This is a genomic window from Phenylobacterium sp. LjRoot97 (genome assembly GCF_964254345.1).
In the GTDB taxonomy this organism is placed as follows: Bacteria; Pseudomonadota; Alphaproteobacteria; order Caulobacterales; family Caulobacteraceae; genus Phenylobacterium.
On sequence record NZ_CAXUTH020000001.1, the window covers coordinates 3,764,121 to 3,784,192 of the forward strand.

General features: G+C 69.8%; 21 protein-coding genes and 1 riboswitch. Of the genes, 15 read left to right on the plus strand and 6 right to left on the minus strand.

What is annotated here, in order from left to right; all coding sequences use genetic code 11:
• Position 1: 1 nt before the first annotated feature.
• Positions 2 to 298, minus strand: a complete 297-nt coding sequence (locus ACSQ2H_RS18635; protein WP_436062869.1) for a hypothetical protein — start codon at positions 296 to 298, stop codon at positions 2 to 4.
• Positions 299 to 579: 281 nt separating this feature from the next.
• Here ACSQ2H_RS18635 and ACSQ2H_RS18640 point away from each other — a divergent pair, with 281 nt between their 5' ends.
• Together ACSQ2H_RS18640 and ACSQ2H_RS18645 are read left to right on the plus strand one after the other, a co-directional pair.
• Positions 580 to 1,449 (plus strand): UTP--glucose-1-phosphate uridylyltransferase, encoded by an 870-nt coding sequence (locus tag ACSQ2H_RS18640; RefSeq protein WP_436062870.1) that lies wholly within the window; start codon positions 580 to 582, stop codon positions 1,447 to 1,449.
• An 11-nt stretch (positions 1,450 to 1,460) separates the two neighbouring features.
• Positions 1,461 to 2,321 carry an SDR family oxidoreductase gene (locus tag ACSQ2H_RS18645; protein WP_436062871.1) on the plus strand — a complete coding sequence of 287 codons (861 nt, stop codon included), beginning with the start codon at positions 1,461 to 1,463 and terminating at the stop codon, positions 2,319 to 2,321.
• 128 nt (positions 2,322 to 2,449) lie between these two features.
• Here the strand turns inward: ACSQ2H_RS18645 and chrA are convergent, their stop codons facing one another.
• A complete protein-coding gene (gene chrA, locus ACSQ2H_RS18650) occupies positions 2,450 to 3,787 on the minus strand; it encodes a chromate efflux transporter (protein ID WP_436062872.1) in 1,338 nt (445 codons plus the stop codon).
• A 3-nt stretch (positions 3,788 to 3,790) separates the two neighbouring features.
• Positions 3,791 to 4,537, minus strand: a complete 747-nt coding sequence (locus ACSQ2H_RS18655; protein ID WP_436062873.1) for an alpha/beta fold hydrolase — start codon at positions 4,535 to 4,537, stop codon at positions 3,791 to 3,793.
• Between the two features lie 84 nt (positions 4,538 to 4,621).
• Between ACSQ2H_RS18655 and ACSQ2H_RS18660 the strand changes: the two genes are divergently transcribed.
• From ACSQ2H_RS18660 to infC, 3 genes are all read left to right on the plus strand, one after another.
• Positions 4,622 to 5,800 carry a glycosyltransferase family 4 protein gene (locus tag ACSQ2H_RS18660; protein ID WP_436062874.1) on the plus strand — a complete coding sequence of 393 codons (1,179 nt, stop codon included), beginning with the start codon at positions 4,622 to 4,624 and terminating at the stop codon, positions 5,798 to 5,800.
• Entirely contained in the window at positions 5,800 to 6,774 is a 975-nt protein-coding gene (locus ACSQ2H_RS18665; protein WP_436062875.1) for a glycosyltransferase family 9 protein, read from the plus strand. Before ACSQ2H_RS18660 ends, ACSQ2H_RS18665 begins: the two co-directional genes overlap by 1 nt.
• A gap of 114 nt (positions 6,775 to 6,888) precedes the next feature.
• Positions 6,889 to 7,410, plus strand: coding sequence for a translation initiation factor IF-3 (gene infC, locus ACSQ2H_RS18670; protein WP_436062876.1), 522 nt, complete (start codon positions 6,889 to 6,891; stop codon positions 7,408 to 7,410).
• An 89-nt stretch (positions 7,411 to 7,499) separates the two neighbouring features.
• Here infC and ACSQ2H_RS18675 read toward each other — a convergent pair whose 3' ends face one another.
• Positions 7,500 to 8,111 carry a TetR/AcrR family transcriptional regulator gene (locus ACSQ2H_RS18675; protein ID WP_436062877.1) on the minus strand — a complete coding sequence of 204 codons (612 nt, stop codon included), beginning with the start codon at positions 8,109 to 8,111 and terminating at the stop codon, positions 7,500 to 7,502.
• Between the two features lie 96 nt (positions 8,112 to 8,207).
• Here ACSQ2H_RS18675 and ACSQ2H_RS18680 point away from each other — a divergent pair, with 96 nt between their 5' ends.
• Both ACSQ2H_RS18680 and ACSQ2H_RS18685 read left to right on the plus strand, forming a co-directional pair.
• A complete protein-coding gene (locus tag ACSQ2H_RS18680; protein ID WP_436062878.1) occupies positions 8,208 to 8,693 on the plus strand; it encodes a PaaI family thioesterase in 486 nt (161 codons plus the stop codon).
• The gene (locus tag ACSQ2H_RS18685) at positions 8,694 to 9,668 is read left to right on the plus strand and encodes an acetyl-CoA carboxylase carboxyltransferase subunit alpha (RefSeq protein WP_436062879.1); all 975 of its coding nucleotides are present in this window, start codon (positions 8,694 to 8,696) and stop codon (positions 9,666 to 9,668) included.
• Between the two features lie 22 nt (positions 9,669 to 9,690).
• On the opposite strand, the gene ACSQ2H_RS18690 is transcribed toward ACSQ2H_RS18685, so the two are convergent.
• On the minus strand, positions 9,691 to 10,620 hold the full coding sequence (locus ACSQ2H_RS18690; RefSeq protein WP_436062880.1) for a homoserine O-succinyltransferase: 930 nt from the start codon (positions 10,618 to 10,620) through the stop codon (positions 9,691 to 9,693).
• A 44-nt stretch (positions 10,621 to 10,664) separates the two neighbouring features.
• Positions 10,665 to 10,771: riboswitch (SAM-I-IV-variant riboswitch) on the minus strand.
• A gap of 282 nt (positions 10,772 to 11,053) precedes the next feature.
• Here ACSQ2H_RS18690 and ACSQ2H_RS18695 point away from each other — a divergent pair.
• From ACSQ2H_RS18695 to ACSQ2H_RS18705, 3 genes are read left to right on the plus strand one after another with little or no spacing between them, the layout of a single operon-like run.
• Positions 11,054 to 12,295 (plus strand): MFS transporter, encoded by a 1,242-nt coding sequence (locus tag ACSQ2H_RS18695; protein WP_436062881.1) that lies wholly within the window; start codon positions 11,054 to 11,056, stop codon positions 12,293 to 12,295.
• Entirely contained in the window at positions 12,292 to 13,497 is a 1,206-nt protein-coding gene (locus ACSQ2H_RS18700) for an MFS transporter (RefSeq protein ID WP_436062882.1), read from the plus strand. The genes ACSQ2H_RS18695 and ACSQ2H_RS18700 overlap by 4 nt, the downstream gene beginning before the upstream one ends.
• A gap of 34 nt (positions 13,498 to 13,531) precedes the next feature.
• Positions 13,532 to 14,437, plus strand: coding sequence for an EamA family transporter (locus tag ACSQ2H_RS18705; protein ID WP_436062883.1), 906 nt, complete (start codon positions 13,532 to 13,534; stop codon positions 14,435 to 14,437).
• Here the strand turns inward: ACSQ2H_RS18705 and ACSQ2H_RS18710 are convergent.
• A complete protein-coding gene (locus ACSQ2H_RS18710) occupies positions 14,434 to 15,144 on the minus strand; it encodes a DUF1345 domain-containing protein (RefSeq protein WP_436062884.1) in 711 nt (236 codons plus the stop codon). The genes ACSQ2H_RS18705 and ACSQ2H_RS18710 overlap by 4 nt on opposite strands.
• A 191-nt stretch (positions 15,145 to 15,335) precedes the next feature.
• Here ACSQ2H_RS18710 and rpmI point away from each other — a divergent pair, with 191 nt between their 5' ends.
• The 5 genes from rpmI (at position 15,336) to pheT (ending at position 20,044) form a co-directional block, all read left to right on the plus strand.
• The gene (rpmI, locus tag ACSQ2H_RS18715) at positions 15,336 to 15,536 is read left to right on the plus strand and encodes a 50S ribosomal protein L35 (protein ID WP_183771800.1); all 201 of its coding nucleotides are present in this window, start codon (positions 15,336 to 15,338) and stop codon (positions 15,534 to 15,536) included.
• Between the two features lie 13 nt (positions 15,537 to 15,549).
• A complete protein-coding gene (gene rplT, locus ACSQ2H_RS18720; protein WP_056017012.1) occupies positions 15,550 to 15,906 on the plus strand; it encodes a 50S ribosomal protein L20 in 357 nt (118 codons plus the stop codon).
• A 258-nt stretch (positions 15,907 to 16,164) separates the two neighbouring features.
• Complete coding sequence (gene pheS / locus ACSQ2H_RS18725; protein ID WP_436062885.1) at positions 16,165 to 17,268, plus strand: phenylalanine--tRNA ligase subunit alpha; 1,104 nt, start codon at positions 16,165 to 16,167, stop codon at positions 17,266 to 17,268.
• Complete coding sequence (locus tag ACSQ2H_RS18730) at positions 17,268 to 17,672, plus strand: ASCH domain-containing protein (RefSeq protein WP_436062886.1); 405 nt, start codon at positions 17,268 to 17,270, stop codon at positions 17,670 to 17,672. The genes pheS and ACSQ2H_RS18730 overlap by 1 nt, the downstream gene beginning before the upstream one ends.
• Entirely contained in the window at positions 17,669 to 20,044 is a 2,376-nt protein-coding gene (gene pheT, locus ACSQ2H_RS18735; protein WP_436062887.1) for a phenylalanine--tRNA ligase subunit beta, read from the plus strand. The genes ACSQ2H_RS18730 and pheT overlap by 4 nt, the downstream gene beginning before the upstream one ends.
• The last annotated feature ends 28 nt before the right edge of the window (positions 20,045 to 20,072 follow it).

The window sequence follows — 20,072 nt, forward strand, 5'->3', positions numbered from 1 at the left end:
CCTACTTGGCCGGCGGGGTGGCCGGCGGCACTTCAACGGCCGGCGGCGGGGTGGTCGCCATCGAACCCGTAGCCGGCGGCGTCGCGGTCATGGAGCCGGCCGGGGGCGTGGTCGCCATCGAGCCGGCCGGCGGGGTCGCAGCCATCGAGTCTGCCGGCGGCGTCGCGGCCATGCTGTCCACCGGCGGCGTCACGGCCGTATCGGCGGGAACCGCCTCCTCCGCCTTCTTGCCGCAAGCGGCCAGGGTCAAGGCGAGCGCCGAGGCGGCCGCGAGCGCGGTGTAGGTGCGAAGTTTCATGGAAAGCCCTTCATTCGAACTGTGAGTGCGCCTCGTGAACCGTTCACGGCCTCGTGAGTTCCGGCCGCGCGATCACGAAACACCTTTGAATAGCGTGCCATAGCTGAGCTTGAGCTCAAGCGCCCACAGACAAACCTTAGCTTTCAGGCAACTCAATCCGTTGCAAAGCTCTTCCATCATGCAATGCCTGAGCCTGGTCGAAACCTGATGTCCACTTTCGGCTGGCATGATGCGGCATCGCCTATCGAGCATCCCGTACGGGGGAATGCGGGAGAGCTTGGATGACCAAACGTGTGCGCAAGGCCGTGCTGCCGGTGGCTGGACTGGGAACCCGCGTCCTGCCCGTGGCGCGGGCCACGCCGAAGAACCTGCTGAACGTCTTCGACCGACCGATCCTGTCCTATGTCGTCGAAGAGGCGCGGGCCGCCGGGATCGAGCACTTCGTGTTCATCACCAGTCGCGGCCAGGGGCCGATCGAGGACTATTTCGACGGCAACCCCGAGATCGAAGGCGCGCTGGAGGCCAAGGGCAAGACTGACGTGCTGGCCGAGGTGCGCCGGGACATCCTGCCGCCCGGATCGATGAGCTTCATCCGCCAGATGGCGCCGCTGGGCCTGGGCCACGCGGTCTGGTGCGCCCGCGACATCATCGGCGACGAGCCGTTCGCGGTGATCCTGCCCGACATGCTGATGGCCGCGCAGACCCCGGCCCTGGCCCAGGCGGTGGCCGCCCACGACCAGGTCGGCGGCAACATCGTGGTGGTCGAGCCGGTGCCCGAGAGCGAGACCCACAAGTACGGCATCGTCGCCCTGGACGGGCGCGAGGGCCGGCTGAACCGGATGACCGCGATGGTCGAGAAGCCCAAGCCCGGCACCGCGCCGTCGAACCTGATCATCTCCGGCCGCTACATCCTGCAGCCCGAAATCTTCCCGCTGCTGGAGCGCCAGGGCAAGGGCGCGGGCGGCGAGATCCAGCTGACCGACTCGATGATCGAGCTGATGAAGGACCAGGATTTCCACGCCCTGGAATATGACGGCGTGACCTATGACTGCGGCGACAAGATCGGCCTGCTGCGGGCCAATGTCGCTTTCGCCTTGCAGCGTCCGGAATTCGCCGACGCCGCCCGCCAGGCGATCACGGAGCTGCTCTAGGAGGACGTTCGGTGCGCCTGCTGGTCTACGGCTACGGCTTCGTTGGACGCGCCACGGCGCGGCGGATGAAGGCTGCGAGCTGGGACGTGGCGGCCACGTGGCGCGATCCGGCCGCCGCCAAGGCGATGCGCGCCGAGGGCGTCGAGCCCCTGCCGGCCGAAGACAAGCAGGCGATCGCCGAACGGCTGGCCGACGTGCAGGCGGTGCTGGTGACCCCGCCGCCGCGCCCCGAGGGCTGCCCGGCGCTGCAGGTGCTGGTTCCGGCCCTGGCCAAGGCCGGGGCGTTTCCCGACTGGATCGGCTACCTCTCGACCACCGGCGTCTATGGCGACCGGCGCGGCGGCTGGGCGTTCGAGGACGGCCGGCTGGCGGCGCAATCGCCGGAAGGCGCGCGGCGGGTGGCGGCCGAGCGCGACTGGCTGGAGGTCGGACGCGGCATGGGCCTGACCGTCACCGTTCACCGGCTGCCTGGGATCTACGGCCCCGGACGCTCGGCGTTCGATCGCCTGCGCGAGGGCCGCGCCAAACGCTATGACGCCCCTGGCCACGTGGTGGGACGCGTGCATGTCGACGACGTGGCGGCGGGGCTGGAGGCCTCGATCGCCCGGCCGCGGGCCGGCGGGATCTACAACCTCGTCGACGACGCGCCGGCCGCCAACAGCGAGGTCATCGCCCATGCGGCCCGCCTGCTGGGCCTGGAGCCGCCGCCGTTGACGCCGCTGGACATCGACGCCCTGCCGGTCAAGGCGCAGCGGTTCTACCGCGAGAACCGCCGGGTCTCGAACGCACGGGCCAAGGCCGAGCTGGGCTGGCGACCGGCCTATCCGACCTATCGCGAAGGGCTCGCCGCGATCCTGGCGGGGACGGGCTGACGCCGATTGCTCCACCGCTGGGGGAGCTGTCAGCCGCAGGCTGACTGAGGGGGTTTGCTGAGTCGGCAGTCCCCCTCCGTCTCGGCGCTCCGCGCCGATCCACCTCCCCCAGCAGGGGAGGAATTGCTCTAGAGCGATCCGAGCGCCAGGCCGCCGAGCGCACAGGCGATCAGGGTCACGGTCAGGCCGGCCTTGAAACGCAGCATGGCGATCGCGGCCGCCGCGGCCAGCAGCGCGGGGCGCCAGTCGAAGCTGGCCAGGACCGGGACGTCGGGGCCCCAGCCGCCGAGCCGCACGACCTCGCCGAACAGCAGGTGCAGGCCAAACCACAGGGCGAGGTTGGCGATGACGCCGACCACCGCGGCGGTGATGGCGGCGAGCGCGGCAGCGGCGGCGCGGTGGCCGCGCAGCGCCTCGACATAGGGCGCGCCGAGGAAGATCCAGAGGAAGCACGGCGCGAAGGTGACCCAGGTGGTCAGCAGCGCCCCGAGGGTTCCGGCCGCCAGCGGGTCAAGGTCGCCGGCCTGGCGGTAGGCGGCCAGGAAGCCGACGAACTGCAGCACCAGGATCAGCGGGCCGGGCGTGGTTTCGGCCAGGCCCAGGCCGTCGGCCATCTCGCCGGGGCGCAACCAGCCGAAGCCGTCGACGGCGGCCTGGGCGACGTAGGACAGCACCGCATAGGCGCCGCCGAAGGTGACCACGCCCATGGTCGAGAAGAAGCCGGCCAGCCGCGTCCAGACGCTGGCCTCGCCGGTCAGCAGGAACAGCACGGCGACGGGCGCGAGCCAGACCGGCAGCCAGACCGCCAGGACCCGCAGGGCGCGGCCGCGCGACGGCGCCAGGTGCCCGCCTTGCCCCGCAGCGACCACCGCGTCGACGAGGTCGGGCGCGTCCGGAGCGTCCTGGCCCTGGGCCGGCGGCGCCATCAGGGCGGGCGCGAACCAGCCGAGCAGGCCCGCGGCGAGGATCACGATCGGGAACGGGACGCGCAGAGCGTAGAGGGCGAGGAAGGCGGCGACCGCGATCAGCACGGCGGCGCGGGTCTTGAGCGCCCGGCGGCCGACGCGCAGCACCGCCTCGACCACGATGGCCAGCACCGCCGACTTCACGCCGAGGAACAGGGCCGCGGCCAGCGGCGTGGCCCCGAGCAGCACGTAGGCGATGCTGAGGCCGAGCATCACCAGGGCGCCGGGGATCACGAACAGCAGCCCGGCCAGCAGCCCGCCGGCGGTGCGATGCATGAGCCAGCCGACATAGGTGGCCAGCTGCTGGGCCTCGGGGCCCGGCAGCAGCATGCAGTAGTTGAGGGCGTGCAGGAACCGCCGCTCGCCGATCCAGCCGCGCTCCTCGACCAGCACCTTGTGCATCAGGGCGATCTGGCCGGCCGGGCCGCCGAAGCTGAGGCAGCCGATACGGGCCCAGACCCGCGCCGCCTCCCAGAAGCTCGGGATCTGTGACGGGGCCATGGTTTAGGCGCTGAGCTCGTCGAGGGCCGCGGTGAGGCGGGCGAGGTCCTGGCCTCGCGACAGCCGGTGATCGCCGTCCTTGATCAGGGTGAAGACCACGTCCTCGCCGCGGATCGCCTGGGCCAGCTCCAGGGCGTGGCGCCAGGGCACGTCGGGATCGGCCCCGCCCTGCAGGATGCGGACCGGGCAGTCGATGTTGACCGGCCCCGGCAGGATCGACCAGCGGGCCCCGTCCTCGAGCAGCTCGCGGGCGATGGGATAGGGCTCGCCGTACTCGGACGGCCGCAGCCAGACGCCGGTCGCGGCCATCTGAGCGCGGTCGGCCGGGGTCATTTCCGGGGCCATCAGCTTTTCGGTGAAATCGGGCGCCGGAGCGATCAGCACCATCGCGGCGACACGCTCGGGCGCCGCGCCGGCGACCAGGCAGGAGATCCATCCGCCCATCGACGAGCCGACCAGCACGGCCGGTCCCTCGACCAGGGTCTCCAGCACCGCCAGGGCGTCGTCGCGCCAGCGGGTGATCGTGCCCCTGGCGAAGTCGCCCTCGGACTCGCCGTGGCCGAAGTAGTCGAAGCGGACATAGGCGCGGCCGCGCGCCTGCGCCCAATCGGCCAGGGCCTGGGCCTTGGTCCCGGCCATGTCCGAGCGGAAGCCGCCCAGCCAGACCACGGTCGGGCCCGCGCCCGCCACCGACCGCCAGGCCAGTTTCGCCCCGTCGGGCCGTTCCAGAAATCCGCTCGTCTCAGCCATGGAGCGGTCATAACGCGCGGATGTGACATCGTTAAGCGCGCGCAGAGGGTTTACCAAACCGAGGCTTGCGCTATGCAGAACCTCGTGACGCTTCCCCCAGACTTCACTCTCCTGCAGGTCGTGCCGGAACTCGAAACCGGCGGGGCCGAACAGACCACCATCGACGTGGCCAACGCGGTCGTGCGCGCCGGCGGCAAGGCGCTGGTCGCGACCCGTGGCGGGCGCATGGCCGCGCGGCTCGAAGCCGACGGCGGGCGGCTGGCCCAGATGCCGGTGCAGACCAAGAACCCGCTGGTGATGCTGGGCAACGCCGCGCGGCTGGTCGACCTGATCCGCAAGGAGAAGGTGTCGATCGTCCACGCCCGCAGCCGCGCGCCGGCGTTCTCGGCGCTGTGGGCGGCGCAAGCGACGCGCACGCCGTTCGTGGCGACCTATCACGGCGTCTACGGGGCCAAGAACAGCGTCAAGCGCTGGTACAACGCGGTGATGACCCGCGGCGACCTGGTGATCGCCAATTCCGACTACACGCGCGACCACGTGCTGGCCGAGCACAAGCTCGACCCGGCCAGGATCGTCTCGATCCCGCGCGGCATCGACCTGGAGCGCTTCAACCCCAGCTGGGTGACGCCCGAGCGCGTGCAGGCGCTGCGCGAAGCCTGGGGCGTGGAGGCCCGCGACCGCCGCGTGAAGCTGCTACTGGCCGGGCGGCTGACCCGGATCAAGGGCCACCTGCTGATCATCGAGGCGGCCAAGCGCATGCGGGCCGGCGGGATCAAGGACTTCCTGATCCTGTTCGCCGGCGACGACCAGGGCCGCACCGGCTATCGCGAGGAAGTCGAGGCCGCGATCGTCGCGGCGGACCTGGCGGAACAGGTGCGGCTGGTCGGCCATTGCGACGACATGCCGGCCGCCTACCAGATCTGCGACATCGCCATGCTGCCCACCACCAAGCCGGAATCGTTCGGGCGCACGGCGGTCGAACCGCAGGTGATGGGCAAGCCGGTGCTGGCCTCCGACCACGGCGGCACCACCGAGACGGTGCTGAACGGCGAGACCGGCTGGCTGGTCAAGGTCGACGACCCCGACGCCTGGGCCACGGCGATGGGCAAGGCGATCGAGATGGGCGGCCCGCGGCTGGCGGCCATGGGCCAGGCGGCCGCGAACCGTGCGCGCCGGCTCTATTCGGTGGACGCCATGTGCGAGGCGACGCTGGACGCCTACGCCCGCGTGCTGGCCGCCCGCAGTTCGGGATTCCACGGCTGATGTCGCGCGAGATCAAGAAGATCCTGGTCATCAAGCTGTCGGCGCTGGGCGACTTCGTGCTGGCGCTGGCGGCGATGAAGAAGATCCGCCAGGTCCACAAGCGCGCGCACATCACGCTGCTGACCACCCCGCCGTTCGAAAGCCTGGCTAAGGCCTGCCCCTATTTCAACGCGGTGGAGACCGACGGGCGCCCGCAGGGACTGGGCGAATGGCTGGCGCTGCGCAAGCGGCTGAAGGCGGCGAAGTACGACCGGGTCTACGACCTGCAGACCTCGGCCCAGTCGGCGCGGATCTTCCACCTGCTGACCCCCTTCCCGCCGGAATGGTCCGGAATCGCGGCCGGCTGCTCGCTGCCGCACAAGAACCCCAACCGCAACCGGATGCACACGCTGGAGCGCCACGCCGACCAGTTGAAGTACGCCGGCATCTGGCCCGACGCCCCGACCGAGCCCGGCAGCGCGCCGGGACCAGACCTGTCGTGGGTGCTGCCCAAGCCGAGCCAGACGCGGCCGGTGCCGGGCGGGGTCAGGCCCAAGCCCTACGCCCTATTCGTGCCCGGCGGCTCAGCCCACCGGCTGGACAAGCGCTGGTCGGCCGAGCGCTACGGCCAACTGGGCAAGATCCTGGCCGAGCGCGGCTACGACATCGTCATCATCGGCGGCCCGCAGGAAAGCGCCCTGGCCCGCCAGATCCAGCGCGAAGTCGGCCATGTCCGCGACCTGACCGGCCGCACCGACTTCGCCAAGGTCGCCATGCTGGGCGCCAAGGCCGCGCTGGTGGTCGGCAACGACACCGGCCCGCTGCACCTGGCCGCGGCCACCGGCGCCCCGACGGTGGTGCTGTTCTCCAGCGCCTCGGACCCTGAACTGGCCGCCCCGCGCGGACATGTGACGGTGCTGCGGTCCGGCAGCCTGAGCGACCTTTCTGTGGCCGAGGTCCTACAGGCGGCGAACGCTTTGCTGCCGCAGGCCTAGCACCGCTTGATTGGGGCCACCGCCTTCGTCATATATGGCGACCTGACCGGAGCCCCACGCTGCCGGCCGCACGTGTTTCAACAGCTCTAGGAGCGAAAGCCTATTCGCCGCCCCATGCAGGCGCCGCCCGTCAAAGACGGACCGCGCATCAATGATGAGATCCGCGTCCCCAAGGTTCTGCTTATCGACCAACATGGCGAGAAGCAGGGCGTGATGCCGACGTCGAGCGCCATGGAGGCCGCTGTGGAAGCCGGCCTCGACCTGGTCGAGATCGTGCCCAACGCGGATCCGCCGGTCTGCAAGATCCTGGACTACGGCAAGTTCAAGTTCCAGGAACAGAAGAAGAAGAACGAGGCCCGCAAGCGCCAGAAGGTCGTCGAGATCAAGGAGATCAAACTCCGCCCGAACATCGACATTCACGACTACGAAGTGAAGACCAAGGCGATGCACCGGTTCTTCGAGGAAGGCGACAAGGTGAAGGTCACCCTGCGCTTCCGCGGTCGTGAACTGGCGCACCCGGAACTGGGCATGAAGCTGCTCCAGAAGGTCAAGGCGGACTTCGACGAAGTCGCCAAGGTCGAGTACGAGCCGCGCATGGAAGGCCGTCAGATGATCATGATCCTGGCCCCGCGCTAGGCTTCAGCACCATCGACAGATCGACGAACGGCCGCCCTCCGGGGCGGCCGTTTGCGTTTGGGCGCCGCGTTGAACGGCGAGCTAAGCTCCTAGGCGGTCGTCGGCGGTTTTGACGCCGCGTAACCCAGATAGGCGCGTCCCAGCCGCACCAGCTCGTCCTCGAACTCCTGGCTCTGGAGGAAATCGACCCCCTCCAGCACGGCGGCGCGCATCGCGCCCTGCACCGCTCGGCCGAGCACGAAGGCCTGGACCGCGGTGAGCGGGCGGCCCTCGGCATCGGTCATGCCGTCTTCCACCGCTGCGAACTTCGCCGCCAGCTCGCCGTGATCGGCATGGGCCAGAAGGGCCGAGACGGCGATCCGCCGCGCCTGGCTGCGGCCGGCGAAGGCCTGCACGAAGGCGCGAATGATCGCCCGATCCCGCGCCACGCCAGGGCTGCCGCCCTCCAGCACGTCCATCACCGCCTGGCGATGCGCCTCGGTCTCGCGGAGCGCAAGCGCCTGGAGGATCGAGCGCTTGTCCGGGAAGTAGCGATAGAGCGTGCCGATGCTGACGCCGGCCCGCTCGGCCACAGCGTTGGTGTTGAAACCAGCCTCGCCAGTCGCCTCCAAGACTTGAGCCGCCGCCTCCAGAACGACGTCGACCGAGTCCCTCGCCCTCTGCTGACGCGGTGTTTTGCGAGCATTTTCAACGATGCTCATGTCCGCTCCCTCCGATCGCTCCCGGCTTTGTAAGTTGAGTAACAGAGCCCGCGCGACGCCCCTACCTTCGCCCGAGCACTTTTCGGGGAGGATCGAGTGACCTGGGCGAGCGACCGGCTGGATGCCTTGAAAGCGGGGAGCGCCACGCCGCCGCCCGTCGTACAGACCTTGAAGCTCGGCCTGATCGACGACTGGGGCGAGGGCTGGGTGCGGAAATCCTGGAGTCCCGCACCTGAGTTGGCGACCACAGACGGCTCGCTGTTCGGCGGCTATCTCGCGGCCTTGGCGGATCAGGTCCTGTCGTTCGCGACGATGACGGTCGTTCCCGACGATCGGCTGTTTCGCACCGTCAACCTGCAGCTCAACTTCCTGAAAGTAGGCCGCGCCCATCCACTGGCCATCGAAGCCCGCGTGGTCGCTGAGACCCGCCAGCTGATCACCGTCCGCGCCGAGTTCCGGCGCGGCGATGGCCAATTGATCGCCGACGCCACGGCGCAGCAAATCCTGATGACATTCGACCGCTGGCCCGCCGAAAAGGCGGCGATCGAGGCGATGGCCGCCCCCCAAGCGGGGGAGGCCTAGTTGCAGCAACTAGAGTTCGAACGACCGATCGCGGAACTGGAAGCCAGGATCGCTGAGCTCGCCAGGCTGGCGGAGACGCTGGGCTCGGCGAGCCTGGAGGCCGAGCTCGAGGCGATGCGGACCCGGGCCGACGAACTGCGCCGGAACACCTTCAGGTCCCTGGACGCCTGGCAGAAGACCCAGGTGGCCCGGCATCCGGGGCGGCCGCACTGCGTCGACTATCTGGCCGGTCTCATCGACGAGTTCGTCGAGCTGCGCGGCGACCGCAGCTTCGCCGACGACCAGGCGGTCGTCGGCGGACTGGGCCGTTTCCGCGGGCGGCCGGTCGTGGCGATCGGCATCGAGAAGGGCCACGACACCGCAACGCGGCTGAAGCACAACTTCGGCGCCGCGCGCCCCGAGGGATACCGCAAGGCCCTCCGGCTGATGGACCTGGCCGAGCGGTTCAATCTGCCGGTGATCAGCTTCGCCGACACGGCCGGCGCCTATCCGGGCGCGGCGTCCGAGGAGCGCGGCGTCGCCCAGGCCATCGCCAGCTGCATCGAACGTGGCCTGTCGCTGGGCGTCGCCAACATCGCGGTGATCACCGGCGAGGGCATGTCAGGCGGGGCGCTGGCCCTAGCCGCGGCCAACAAGGTGCTGATGCTCGAGCACTCGGTCTATGCGGTGATCAGCCCGGAAGGCGCCAACTCCATCCTCTGGCGCGGCGCCAGCACGCCCAGCGAGGCGGCGAGCGCCATGAAAATCACCGCTCAGGATCTGCTCGGCCTCAACATCGTCGATCGAGTGGTTCCCGAACCGCCGGGCGGCGCCCACTCCGATTCCGGCGAGACGATCGGTTCGGTCGGCGACGCCGTCGAGGCGGAGCTTCACGGGCTGGAAGGCCTCAGCGCGGACGAGCTCCGCCGCCAGCGGCGCGAGCGCTTCTACGCCATCGGTCGCCATCGACCAGCGGAGCCGGCGCGTTCCAGTTGATCGACCGGCGCGGCGATCAGCGTCAGGCGTACACTTCCGTGCCGATGTTCTGCAGGTCGTACGGCGTCGTGCGGTAGATCTCGTTGATCCAGTTGGCGAACAGCAGGTGGGCGTGGCTGCGCCAGCGGTTGTTCGGCGCGCGGCCGGGGTCGCCGCCCGGGAAGTAATGCCGGGGCTGCGGAGTGGCGGGGTCCTTGACGCTGTCGCGCGCGAACTCGTCGGCGAGCGTGGCGGCGTCGTATTCCAGGTGGTTGAACATCTGCAGCCCGCGCCGGACCGTGTCCTCGACGAGACAGAGGCCGGACTCGTCGGAGTCCAGCAGCACCTTGAGCCCGGCGTGCTGGGGCAGTTCTTCGCGCCGCACCTCGGTCCAGCGCGAGACCGGCACGTCGACCTCGTCGGACATGCCGCGCAGATAGGGAGACGCCGGCGCGACCAGCCGGTGGGTGAAGACGCCCGAGCGCTTGGCCGGCAGCACGTGCTTGCCGACGCCGTGGAAGTGATGCAGCGCGGCCTGGGCCGCCCAGCAGATGTTCAGGCTGCTGTGCACGTGGCTCTCGGTCCAGTCAAAGATCCGCCGCAGCTCGTCCCAGTAGTCGACCTGCTCGAAGGGCAGCGTCTCGACCGGCGCGCCGGTGACGATGAAGCCGTCGAAGCGCTCGTGCCGGACCTCGTCCCAGGTCCGGTAGAAGGCGGCCAGGTGCTCCGGCGGCGTGTTGCGCGGCGTGTAGCTGGCCAGCTGGACCAGCGAGAGTTCGACCTGCAGCGGCGTGGCGCCCAGCAGCCGGGCGAACTGGATCTCGGTCTTCGGCTTGTCGGGCATGAGGTTCAGCAGCCCGATGCGCAGCGGCCGGATGTCCTGGCGGGCGGCCTGGGTCTCGGCCATGACGATGACGCCCTCGGCCTCGAGGGTGGCGCGCGCAGGCAAGGCGTCGGGAATCTTGATCGGCAAGGCTCGGCCCTCGGAAACGTTCAATTCGGCTGGGACGGAGCTGGGATCACCCGGTTGGTTGCCGCCTCGGCCACATCCTCCCCTGGGGGAGCGCCACCTTGCTCGGGAAAGCAGGTTGGCGTTGGGCGACGCCCAACTCTTGATGCAAGAGCAGCAATAGAAAATGCCGGCGCAGACCACAAGCCCCGACGATTCGTCGGCCGCCCCCCGCGCCGCGCCCGCGGCCGAACCGTCGGCACGAACCGGCCGGCATCGGGGTTTCGCAGGGTGGGATCGTGCCGTCGCGGCAGCGGGGCCGGAGGGGTTCGTGCGCGGCGGCCGGCGAGGACCTCGCGCGCCATACTGAGGCCTCGAAGCCGCACCCCTGCGTCCGAACAACCAAGCGCAGAACTCGGGCTTGCGGCGTAACGCAGGTCGTCTTAACAGCGCTCACATGTCCGACACCGCGCCGCGCGGGAAGGTTCCGTCCCGCTGGGCCGCGCCGTCCCTGATCGCCGTCATTTTTATCAATATGCTCGGCTTCGGGATCATCGTCCCGTTGCTGCCGTTCTACGCCAAGTCGTTCAACGCGCCGGGCTGGCAGATCGGCCTGATCTTCGCGGCCTATTCGGTCGGCGCCTTCTTCGGCGAACCCTTCTGGGGCCGGTTGTCCGACAAGTACGGCCGCAAGCCGCTGCTGATCTCGACGATCTGCGGCAACTGCCTCTGCTACCTGGCCCTGGCCTTCGCCCCCAACATCTGGGCGGCGTTCGCGATCCGACTGATCGGCGGCCTGGCGGCCGGCAACGGCGCGGTCGTGCAAGGCTACCTGGCCGACGTCACCCCGCCCGAAAAGCGCGCGCGGCAGATGTCGTACCAGAGCGCGGCCTGGAACGTCGGGCTGATCGTCGGTCCGTCGGTCGGCGGCCTGTTCGTGCACACCGGCGCGGGTCCGGCCGGCTTCCGCATTCCGCTGTTCATCGCCTCGGGCCTGGCCCTGCTCTGCGTCATCGCGATCATGCTGTTCATCCGCGAGAGCCGCATCCGCGACACCAGCATCACCGATCGGCCCAGCCGCTGGTCGGCGATCGGCGAGGCTGTCAGCCATCCGGTGATCGGCCGCCTGATGCTGCTGACCTTCCTGGTCGGCTTCGCCTTCACCGGGATCGAGTCGATGTTCGGCCCCTGGTCCAACGCCCGCTTCGGCTGGGAGCCGCGCGACATCGGCGTCTGCTTCGCCTTCGTCGGCATGGCGGCGTTCCTGACCCAGACCCTGGTCACCGGCCAGATGTCCGAACGATTCGGCGAGGGACCGATGCTGGCCATCGGCATGGGCATGACCGTGGTCGGCGCGCTGTTGCAGACCGTATCGACGGGCGGCCCGATGACCATCGCCCTGATGTGCTTCACCGCCGTCGGTCAGTCGGTGGCGTACCCCAACGTCGGGGCGCTGATCTCGCGCACCGCCGATCCACACAAGCAGGGGCAGATCCTGGGGCTGAACAACGCCTGCGGGGCGGCGGCCCGGGTGGTCGGGCCGATCACCGCGGGCTTCGTCTTCGAGCACGTGCTCAACGGGCCCTTCATCATCGGCGCCCTGGTGGTGGCGCCGGCGATCTTCCTGGCGCTGTCGGCCAGCCGCAAGGCCCGGGCCCACCTGGAGGCGCAGCAAGCCCAGGCGGCGGAACAGCCATGACCTCGCCCCCCGTCTCGCGCGGGGAGGAGACACGGGCGCTGGTCGTCCTGCTGTCTGTGATCTTCCTCAACATCGCGGGCTTTGGCCTGGTGATCCCGCTGCTGCCGTTCTTCGGCAAGTCGCTGGACGCGCCGGCCTGGCAGATCGCGATCCTGTTCTCGGCGTTCTCGTTCGGGCAGTTCCTGGGCGAGCCGTTCTGGGGGCGGATGTCCGACCGCGTCGGGCGCCGGCCGGTGCTGATGGTCACCATCGCCGGCGGCGCGCTGGCCTATGTTGCGCTGGCCTTCGCGCCGAACATCTGGCTGGCCTTCCTGGCGCGGTTCGTCGGCGGCTTCCTGTCGGGCAACATCTCGACGCTGCAGGGCGCGCTGGCCGACATCACCCGGCCCGAGGAGCGGGCGGCGAAGATGGGGCTGATGGGCTCGGCCTTCTCGCTGGGCTTCATGGTCGGTCCAGCCCTGGGCGGCCTGCTGGCGCATCCCGAACTGGGGACCATCGGCTTCCAGATCCCACTGTTCGCGGCCGCGGGCTTTGGCCTGCTGTCGGCGCTGGCGGTGCTGGCCTTCGTGCGCGAGAGCCGGCCCGAGCGGCGTCATGGCCCGCAGCCCAACCGGATGGAAGTGCTGCGCGCCTCGCTGGCCCACCCGATCATCCTGCGGGTGATGCTGATCAGCTTCGTGGTCATCTCCGGCTTCGCCGGGATCGAGGCGACCTACGGCCTGTGGACCGAACACCGGTTCGGCTGGGGCCCGCGCGAGATCGGCTTCGCGTTCATGGGCATCGGCGTGCTGGGCGCGTTCTGCCAGGCGGTGGTGACCGGCGCGCTGGTGCGCCGCCACGGCGAGACCACGGTGCTGACCGCCGGCCTGGCCGCCATGTGGATCGGCATGCTCTTCCAGTTCCTGTCGCCCAACTGGCCGGTGGCGATGGTCGGGTTCGCGTTCGTCTGCTTCGGGCAGTCGATCTGCTTCCCCTGCCTGACGGCGCTGATCTCGCAGGCCGCGCCGCCCGAACGCCAGGGCGAGATCCTGGGGCTCAACATGTCGAACATGGCGCTGGCACGGATCGGCGGACCGATCTTCGCCGGCCAGCTGTTCTCGCTGGTCGATCCCGGCGCGGCCTTCGTGGTGACGGCGATCCTGATCATTCCGGCCGTGGTGATGGCGCTGCAGATCCTGAAACGGATGCCGCGCCCGGCGTGACGAAGACGGGCGGCTTCGTTAGTAGGTCGCCGACATGTCCCAGGTCCCTGCCCCGGCCGGCGCGTCGCGCGCCCTGATCCCCTATGCGGCGCTGATCGGCGCGATCGTATCGCTGTGCGCAGGCACCTCGTTCGCCAAGCAGCTGTTCCCGCTGGTCGGGGCGCAGGGGGCGACCGCCTATAGGGTCGGGTTCTCGGCGCTGCTGCTGTGCCTGATCTGGCGGCCGTGGCGCCAGCCGCTGACCCGCGACGACCTGGGCCGGCTGGCCCTCTACGGGACGGTGCTGGGGCTGATGAACCTCAGCTTCTACATGGCGATCCGCACCATTCCGCTGGGACTGGCCATCGCCATCGAGTTCATCGGCCCGCTGAGCCTGGCGCTGATCCACGCCCGCCGGCCGATCCACTTCGTCTGGATCGGGCTGGCGGCCCTGGGCCTCTTGCTGCTGCTCCCGCTGCGCGACGCGGCCCATGCGCTGGATCCAGTCGGGGTCGCCTACGCCGCGGCAGCGGCCGTGTTCTGGGCGCTCTACATCGTGCTGGGCAAGCGCACCGGCCACCTGCCGGCCGGGCAGTCGGTGGCGCTGGGCATGAGCACCGCGGCGCTGATCGTCGTGCCGTTCGGCCTGGTCGAGGCCGGTGCGGCGCTGTTCGACCCCAAGCTGCTGGCCCTGGGGCTGGTGGTGGCGATCGTCTCGAGCGCCATCCCCTACTCGCTGGAGATGGTCGCCCTGCGCGGCATTCCCAAGCGCAGTTTCGGGGTGATGCTGAGCCTGGAGCCGGCGGCCGGCGCGGTGGCCGGGCTGCTGATCCTGGGCGAGCACCTGGCGCTTTCGCAGTGGGCGGCGATCGGGCTGATCATCGCCGCCTCGGTGGGCGTGATCCTGACCGATCCCGCCGCCGCGGGGCAGATCGCCGAGGACGCGGCGCCCGCGCCCTAGAACAGCCCAGCCAGCAGGTTGATCGTCAGGGCCAGCACCACGGTGTTGAACACGAAGGCGACGACGCCGTGGACGGTGCCGATCCGACGCAGCTCCTTGGAGGTGAAGGAGACGTCGGCGGTCTGGCAGGCGACGCCGATGACTACCGAGAAGTGCACGAAGTCCCAGTAGTCGGGCAGTTCGCCGCCCGGGAACAGCAGGCCGCCGGCGTCGCGCGGGGTGTCGTCGTCGGGGGCGTAGTACTCGTGCGCGTAGTGCAGGGCGAAGATCAGCTGCACCATGAACCAGGAGGCGGCGACGGTGGCGAACACCAGGGCCACGCGCAGCGCCTTGACCAGGCCCTCATCGGCCTTGGCGGCCGAGAGCTCGCGGGCGATGACCCAGATGCTGGCCGCGGCGGCGGCGACCGCCAGCCCCAGGATCACGCCCTGGCCCTGGTCCTGGGTGGCGGCCACGGCGCGCATGCGGGCCGGGTCGGCGCCCCACATCATCGAGATCGCCAGGGCGATGAAGGTCAGACAGGTGGCGTCCCAGGCCAGGATCGCGGCGGTCACCATGCTGAGCTCGTTGGGAATCAGCAGGCAGGCGGCCCAGACCACGAGGCCGGCGCCGACGCCGGCCAGCAGCCGCGGCCGGGCGACGAAGGCCCCGAGCATGCGGCGGCGACGGCGGGGCGCAGCGGCTGGCGGAGCGGGCGTGGACGCCATCTGGACCTCGTAGCGGACCGGTCGGGGAACTATATCCCAGGCGAGCGCGAGTCGCCGCAGGCGGACTCAAAGCCTTGCCTTCCCTCACCCTTTCGCGTAAACGCCCCGCTCTTCGGAGTCGTCTGGCCAAAGGCATGCCAGGGCGGTTCATCAATACACCAGAGGACGGGGCCGCGAGGCTCCGCAGAGAAATGCCCAAACTGAAGACTAAGTCGGGCGTGAAAAAGCGCTTCAAACTGACCGCGACCGGCAAGCTGAAGGCCGGCGTCGCTGGCAAGCGTCACCGCCTGATCAGCCACAACGCGAAGTACATCCGTCAGAACCGCGGCACCAAGGTGATGACCGAAGCTGACACCAAGATCGTCAAGCTTTGGCTCCCCTACGGCCTTTAAGGAGAACTGACACATGGCTCGCGTGAAACGGGGCGTCGTCGCCCACGCCAAGCACAAGAAGGTTCTCGAGCAAGCCAAGGGCTTCTACGGGCGCCGCAAGAACACCATCCGCGCCGCCAAGGCGGCCGTGGATCGTGCCGGTCAATACGCCTACCGCGACCGCAAGGTCCGCAAGCGCAACTTCCGTTCGCTGTGGATCCAGCGCATCAACGCTGCGGCTCGCCTGGAAGGCTTCACCTACTCGCAATTTATCTTCGGCCTGGACAAGGCCGGGATCGAAATCGACCGCAAGGTCCTCTCGGACATCGCGGGTAACGATCCCACCGGGTTCAAGGCCATCGCCGACAAGGTTCGCGCCGCGCTGGCTTGAGGCCGTTTGAGTCGTCAGACTCACTGAGCATTCGAGAAGCCCTCCGGCGAGGACCGCCGGAGGGCTTTTTGCTGTCTCCATTTTTCCTCCCCCGTTCACGGGGGAGGGGGACCGCCCGAAGGGTGGTGGTGGGGGCGGCGGCAGGCTCAGCGTCCGGTCTCGCCCCCTCCACCACGCTGGCGCGCGGTCCCCCTCCCCCGCTTCGCAGGGGAGGAAAGGATTTCGCTTCAGCCGAACCCCCTCTAAAGACGTCAACCCATGACCGCCCAACTCGAAGCTGACATCCTCGCCGCCGTCGACGGCGCGGGCGACGCCGCCGCCCTTGAGGCCGTGCGCGTCTCCGCCCTCGGCAAGTCCGGCTCCATTTCCGACCTGCTCAAGTCGCTGGGGGGCATGAGCCCCGATGAGCGGCGCGAGCGCGGCCCGCAGATCAACGGCCTGCGCGACCGGGTCCAGACCGCCATCGCCGCGCGCAAGCAGGTGCTGGAGGCGGCCGAACTCGACGCCAAGCTGGCGGCCGAGAAAGTCGACCTGACCCTGCCGGCGCCGCCGCGCCGCAAGGGCAGCGTCCACCCGACCATGCAGGTCATGGACGAGATGATCGCGGTGTTCGCCGAGATGGGCTTCTCGGTCGCCGAGGGCCCGGACATCGAGACCGACTTCAACAACTTCACGGCGCTGAACTTCCCGCCCAAGCATCCGGCGCGGGAGATGCACGACACCTTCTTCCTGCCGGAGGACGCCAACGGCGAGCGCAAGGTGCTGCGCACCCACACCAGCCCGGTGCAGGTGCGGGTGATGCATGCGGTCAACGAGAAGCTGCCGTCCTGGATCGCCAACGGCCAGGAGCCGCCGATCCGGGTGATCGTGCCGGGCCGGACGTTCCGCAAGGACTCGGACCAGACCCACACGCCGATGTTCCACCAGATCGAAGGCCTGGTGATCGACAAGGCGATCCACATGGGCCACCTGAAGTGGACGCTGGAGACCTTCCTGTCGCGCTACTTCGAGACGCCCGAGGTGGTCACCCGCTTCCGCCCGCACCACTTCCCGTTCACCGAGCCGAGCGCCGAGATGGACGTGCAGTGCGACCGCTCGGGCGGCGAGGTGAAGATCGGCCAGGGCACCGACTGGCTGGAGATCCTCGGCTGCGGGATGGTGCACCCGAACGTGCTGCGCAACTGCGGCCTGGATCCGGACGTCTGGCAGGGCTTCGCGTTCGGCTGCGGCGTCGACCGGCTGGGGGTGCTGAAGTACGGCATGCCCGACCTGCGCGACATGTTCGCCAGCGACGTGCGCTGGCTGGAGCACTACGGCTTCAGCCCCTACGCGGCGCCGAACCAGGCCTCGGGCCTGAGCTGATGCCCGCTGGCGCCCACAGCACGCTGGAGCACTTCGCTTTCGGCGACAGCCCGGCGATGGCCGACGAGCTTCTAGCCCTGGTGCTCCAGGGCAAGAAGACCGCGACCTGCTGGCCGGCGTCGCAGGGACTGAAGGGCAGCGCCCTGGGCGCGCGCTATGTGGTGCTCGACGGCGAGGGCGCGCCCCGCATCGTCATCGAGTCCACCGAACTGGTCCAGCGGCGCTTCGACGAGGTGCCGGCCGACTTCGCCGCCGAAGAGGGCGAAGGCGACCTGAGCTACGCACACTGGGCCGCCGTCCACGAAGACTGTTTCACCCGCGAAGGCGCCTTCGCACCCGACATGATGCTCTGGTGCGAACGCTTCCGCCTGGTCGAGATCATCGGCGAAGGAGCCGATCAATGAAGTTCACGCTCTCCTGGTTGAAAGACCACCTCGAAACCGACGCGACCACGCAACAGGTCGTCGACGCCATGACCATGGCCGGGCTGGAGGTCGAGCATGTCGACGATCCCGCCGCCAAGCTGGCGGCGTTCTCGGTCGCCAAGATCGTCGAGGCCGTGCAGCACCCGAACGCCGACCGCCTGCGCGTCTGCCAGGTCGACACCCGCGACGGCCGCAAGGAGATCGTCTGCGGCGCGCCGAACGCGCGGGCGGGGATCACCGTCGTCTACGCCCCGATCGGCGCCTATGTGCCGGGCCTCGGCGTCACCCTGGTCGAGAAGCCGGTCCGCGGCGTGGTCTCGCACGGCATGCTCTGCTCGGCCTCCGAGCTGGAGACCGCCGCGGAGTCGGACGGCATCATGGAGCTGCCCGACAGCCTGGCCGTCGGCACCCCGGTGGCGCAGGCTCTGGGCCTGGAAGCGGTGATCGACTTCGAGGTGACCCCCAACCGCCCCGACTGGCTGGGCGTGGTCGGCATCGCGCGCGATTTGGCCGCCGCGGGCCTGGGCAAGCTGAAGGACGTCTCGGTCGCGCCGGTCGCCGGCCAGTTCGCCAATCCGATCGAGATCCGCCTGGACGGTTCGGACGGCTGCCGCCAGTTCACCGGCCGGCTGATCCGCGGCGTCAAGAACGGCCCCTCGCCGGCCTGGCTGCAGCAGAAGCTGACCTCGATCGGCCTGCGCCCCATCAACGCCCTGGTCGACGTCACCAACCTGATCTCCTACGACCGCGCCCGGCCGCTGCACGTCTATGACGTCAGCAAGCTTTCCGGCGGCTTCATCGAGGCCCGCGCCGGCAAGGACGGCGAGAGCGTCGAGGCGCTGGACGGCAAGACCTATGCGGTCAGCCCCGAGATCACCGTCATCGCCGACGGCTCCGGCGTGATCGGCCTGGGCGGGGTGATGGGCGGCCTGTCGACCGGCTGCTCGGACGAGACCGTCGACGTGTTCGTGGAAAGCGCCTGGTTCGACCCGATCCGAATCGCCCAGACCGGCCGCACGACGGGGATCACCTCGGACGCGCAGTACCGCTTCGCCCGCACCGTGGACCCGGCCAGCCAGGTCCCGGGCCTGGAGCTGGCCACCAAGCTGATCCTGGAGCTCTGCGGCGGCGAGCCGTCGGAAGTCACCGTGGTCGGCAAGGCACCGGCCGCGCCGGAGGCCCTCGTCTTCGACCGGGCCTATGTGAAGCAGCTGTCGGGCCTGGACCTGCCGGCCGTGCGCATCGACCAGATCCTGACCGACCTCGGCTTCGTCGTGGACGGCGATAAGGTGCAGCCGCCGACCTGGCGCCGCGACGTCGAGGGCAAGGCCGACCTGGTCGAGGAAGTGGCCCGCATCGAGGGCTACGACGCCCTGCCCGCCTCGGCCCTGCCCGAGATGGCGCGGCCGGCCGGCGGCGTGCTGACCGCGCGCCAGGCCCGCGTGCGCACCGGACGCCGGGCGATGGCCGCCAAGGGCTACGCCGAGAGCATCACCTGGAGCTTCACCAAGCGCGAGACCGCGGCCCTGTTCGGCGGCGGCCAGCCGGAGCTGGTGATCACCAACCCGATCGCCTCGGACCTCGACTGCATGCGCCCGTCGATCCTGCCGAACCTCATCGAGGCGGCCGGCCGCAACGCGCGGCGCGGCTTCCCCGACGTGGCGCTGTTCGAGATCGGCCCGCTCTATCGTGGCGACCAGCCGGCCGACCAGCTGACCGCGATCAGCGCCGTCGTCGCGCCGCACGCGCCCCGGCGCTGGGACGGCGGGGCGGCCGACGCCCTGTTCGAACTGAAGGCCGACGTGCTGTCGCTGCTGGAGGACCTCGGCGCGCCGACCAGCTCGCTGCAGACCGTCCAGGGCGGCCTGTCCGACTGGTGGCATCCGGGCCGCTCGGCGGCGCTGCGGCTGGGCAAGAACGCGCTGGTCGAGTTCGGCGAGATCCATCCGCGCATTCTCAAGGCGCTGGACGTCGAGGGCCCGGTGCTCGGCTTCGAGCTGATCCTCGACAACGTGCCGGAGCCGAAGAAGAAATCGACCAAGACCAAGCCGGCGCTGGAGCTGTCGGCGCTGATGCCGCTGTCGCGCGACTTCGCCTTCGTCGTCGACGAGGCCGTGGCCGCCGGCGACCTGATCAAGGCCGTGGCCGGGGCCGACAAGGCGCTGATCACTCAGGCCCGCGTGTTCGACGTCTATCGCGGCCAGGGCGTGGCCGAGGGGTCGAAGTCGGTGGCGGTGGAGATCCTGCTGCAGCCGCGCGAGAAGACCCTGACCGACGCCGAGATCGAGGCGCTGTCGGCCAAGGTGGTCGCCGCCGCTGAAAAGGCCGTGAGCGCCAAGCTCCGCGCTTGACCTGAGAGTCCGCGGCGGGGTCTTTCCT

What these genes read in the sequence shown, in the direction of transcription:
- rplT (WP_056017012.1), top strand. Translation starts at nt 15,550, where the DNA reads ATGGCTCGCGTGAAACGGGGCGTCGTCGCCCACGCCAAGCACAAGAAG.
- ACSQ2H_RS18710 (WP_436062884.1), bottom strand. Translation starts at nt 15,144, where the DNA reads ATGGCGTCCACGCCCGCTCCGCCAGCCGCTGCGCCCCGCCGTCGCCGC.
- ACSQ2H_RS18655 (WP_436062873.1), bottom strand. Translation starts at nt 4,537, where the DNA reads ATGGCTGAGACGAGCGGATTTCTGGAACGGCCCGACGGGGCGAAACTG.
- ACSQ2H_RS18705 (WP_436062883.1), top strand. Translation starts at nt 13,532, where the DNA reads ATGTCCCAGGTCCCTGCCCCGGCCGGCGCGTCGCGCGCCCTGATCCCC.
- chrA (WP_436062872.1), bottom strand. Translation starts at nt 3,787, where the DNA reads ATGGCCCCGTCACAGATCCCGAGCTTCTGGGAGGCGGCGCGGGTCTGG.
- ACSQ2H_RS18665 (WP_436062875.1), top strand. Translation starts at nt 5,800, where the DNA reads ATGTCGCGCGAGATCAAGAAGATCCTGGTCATCAAGCTGTCGGCGCTG.
- ACSQ2H_RS18675 (WP_436062877.1), bottom strand. Translation starts at nt 8,111, where the DNA reads ATGAGCATCGTTGAAAATGCTCGCAAAACACCGCGTCAGCAGAGGGCG.
- ACSQ2H_RS18700 (WP_436062882.1), top strand. Translation starts at nt 12,292, where the DNA reads ATGACCTCGCCCCCCGTCTCGCGCGGGGAGGAGACACGGGCGCTGGTC.
- ACSQ2H_RS18730 (WP_436062886.1), top strand. Translation starts at nt 17,268, where the DNA reads ATGCCCGCTGGCGCCCACAGCACGCTGGAGCACTTCGCTTTCGGCGAC.
- ACSQ2H_RS18635 (WP_436062869.1), bottom strand. Translation starts at nt 298, where the DNA reads ATGAAACTTCGCACCTACACCGCGCTCGCGGCCGCCTCGGCGCTCGCC.
- infC (WP_436062876.1), top strand. Translation starts at nt 6,889, where the DNA reads ATGCAGGCGCCGCCCGTCAAAGACGGACCGCGCATCAATGATGAGATC.
- rpmI (WP_183771800.1), top strand. Translation starts at nt 15,336, where the DNA reads ATGCCCAAACTGAAGACTAAGTCGGGCGTGAAAAAGCGCTTCAAACTG.
- ACSQ2H_RS18695 (WP_436062881.1), top strand. Translation starts at nt 11,054, where the DNA reads ATGTCCGACACCGCGCCGCGCGGGAAGGTTCCGTCCCGCTGGGCCGCG.
- ACSQ2H_RS18640 (WP_436062870.1), top strand. Translation starts at nt 580, where the DNA reads ATGACCAAACGTGTGCGCAAGGCCGTGCTGCCGGTGGCTGGACTGGGA.
- pheT (WP_436062887.1), top strand. Translation starts at nt 17,669, where the DNA reads ATGAAGTTCACGCTCTCCTGGTTGAAAGACCACCTCGAAACCGACGCG.
- pheS (WP_436062885.1), top strand. Translation starts at nt 16,165, where the DNA reads ATGACCGCCCAACTCGAAGCTGACATCCTCGCCGCCGTCGACGGCGCG.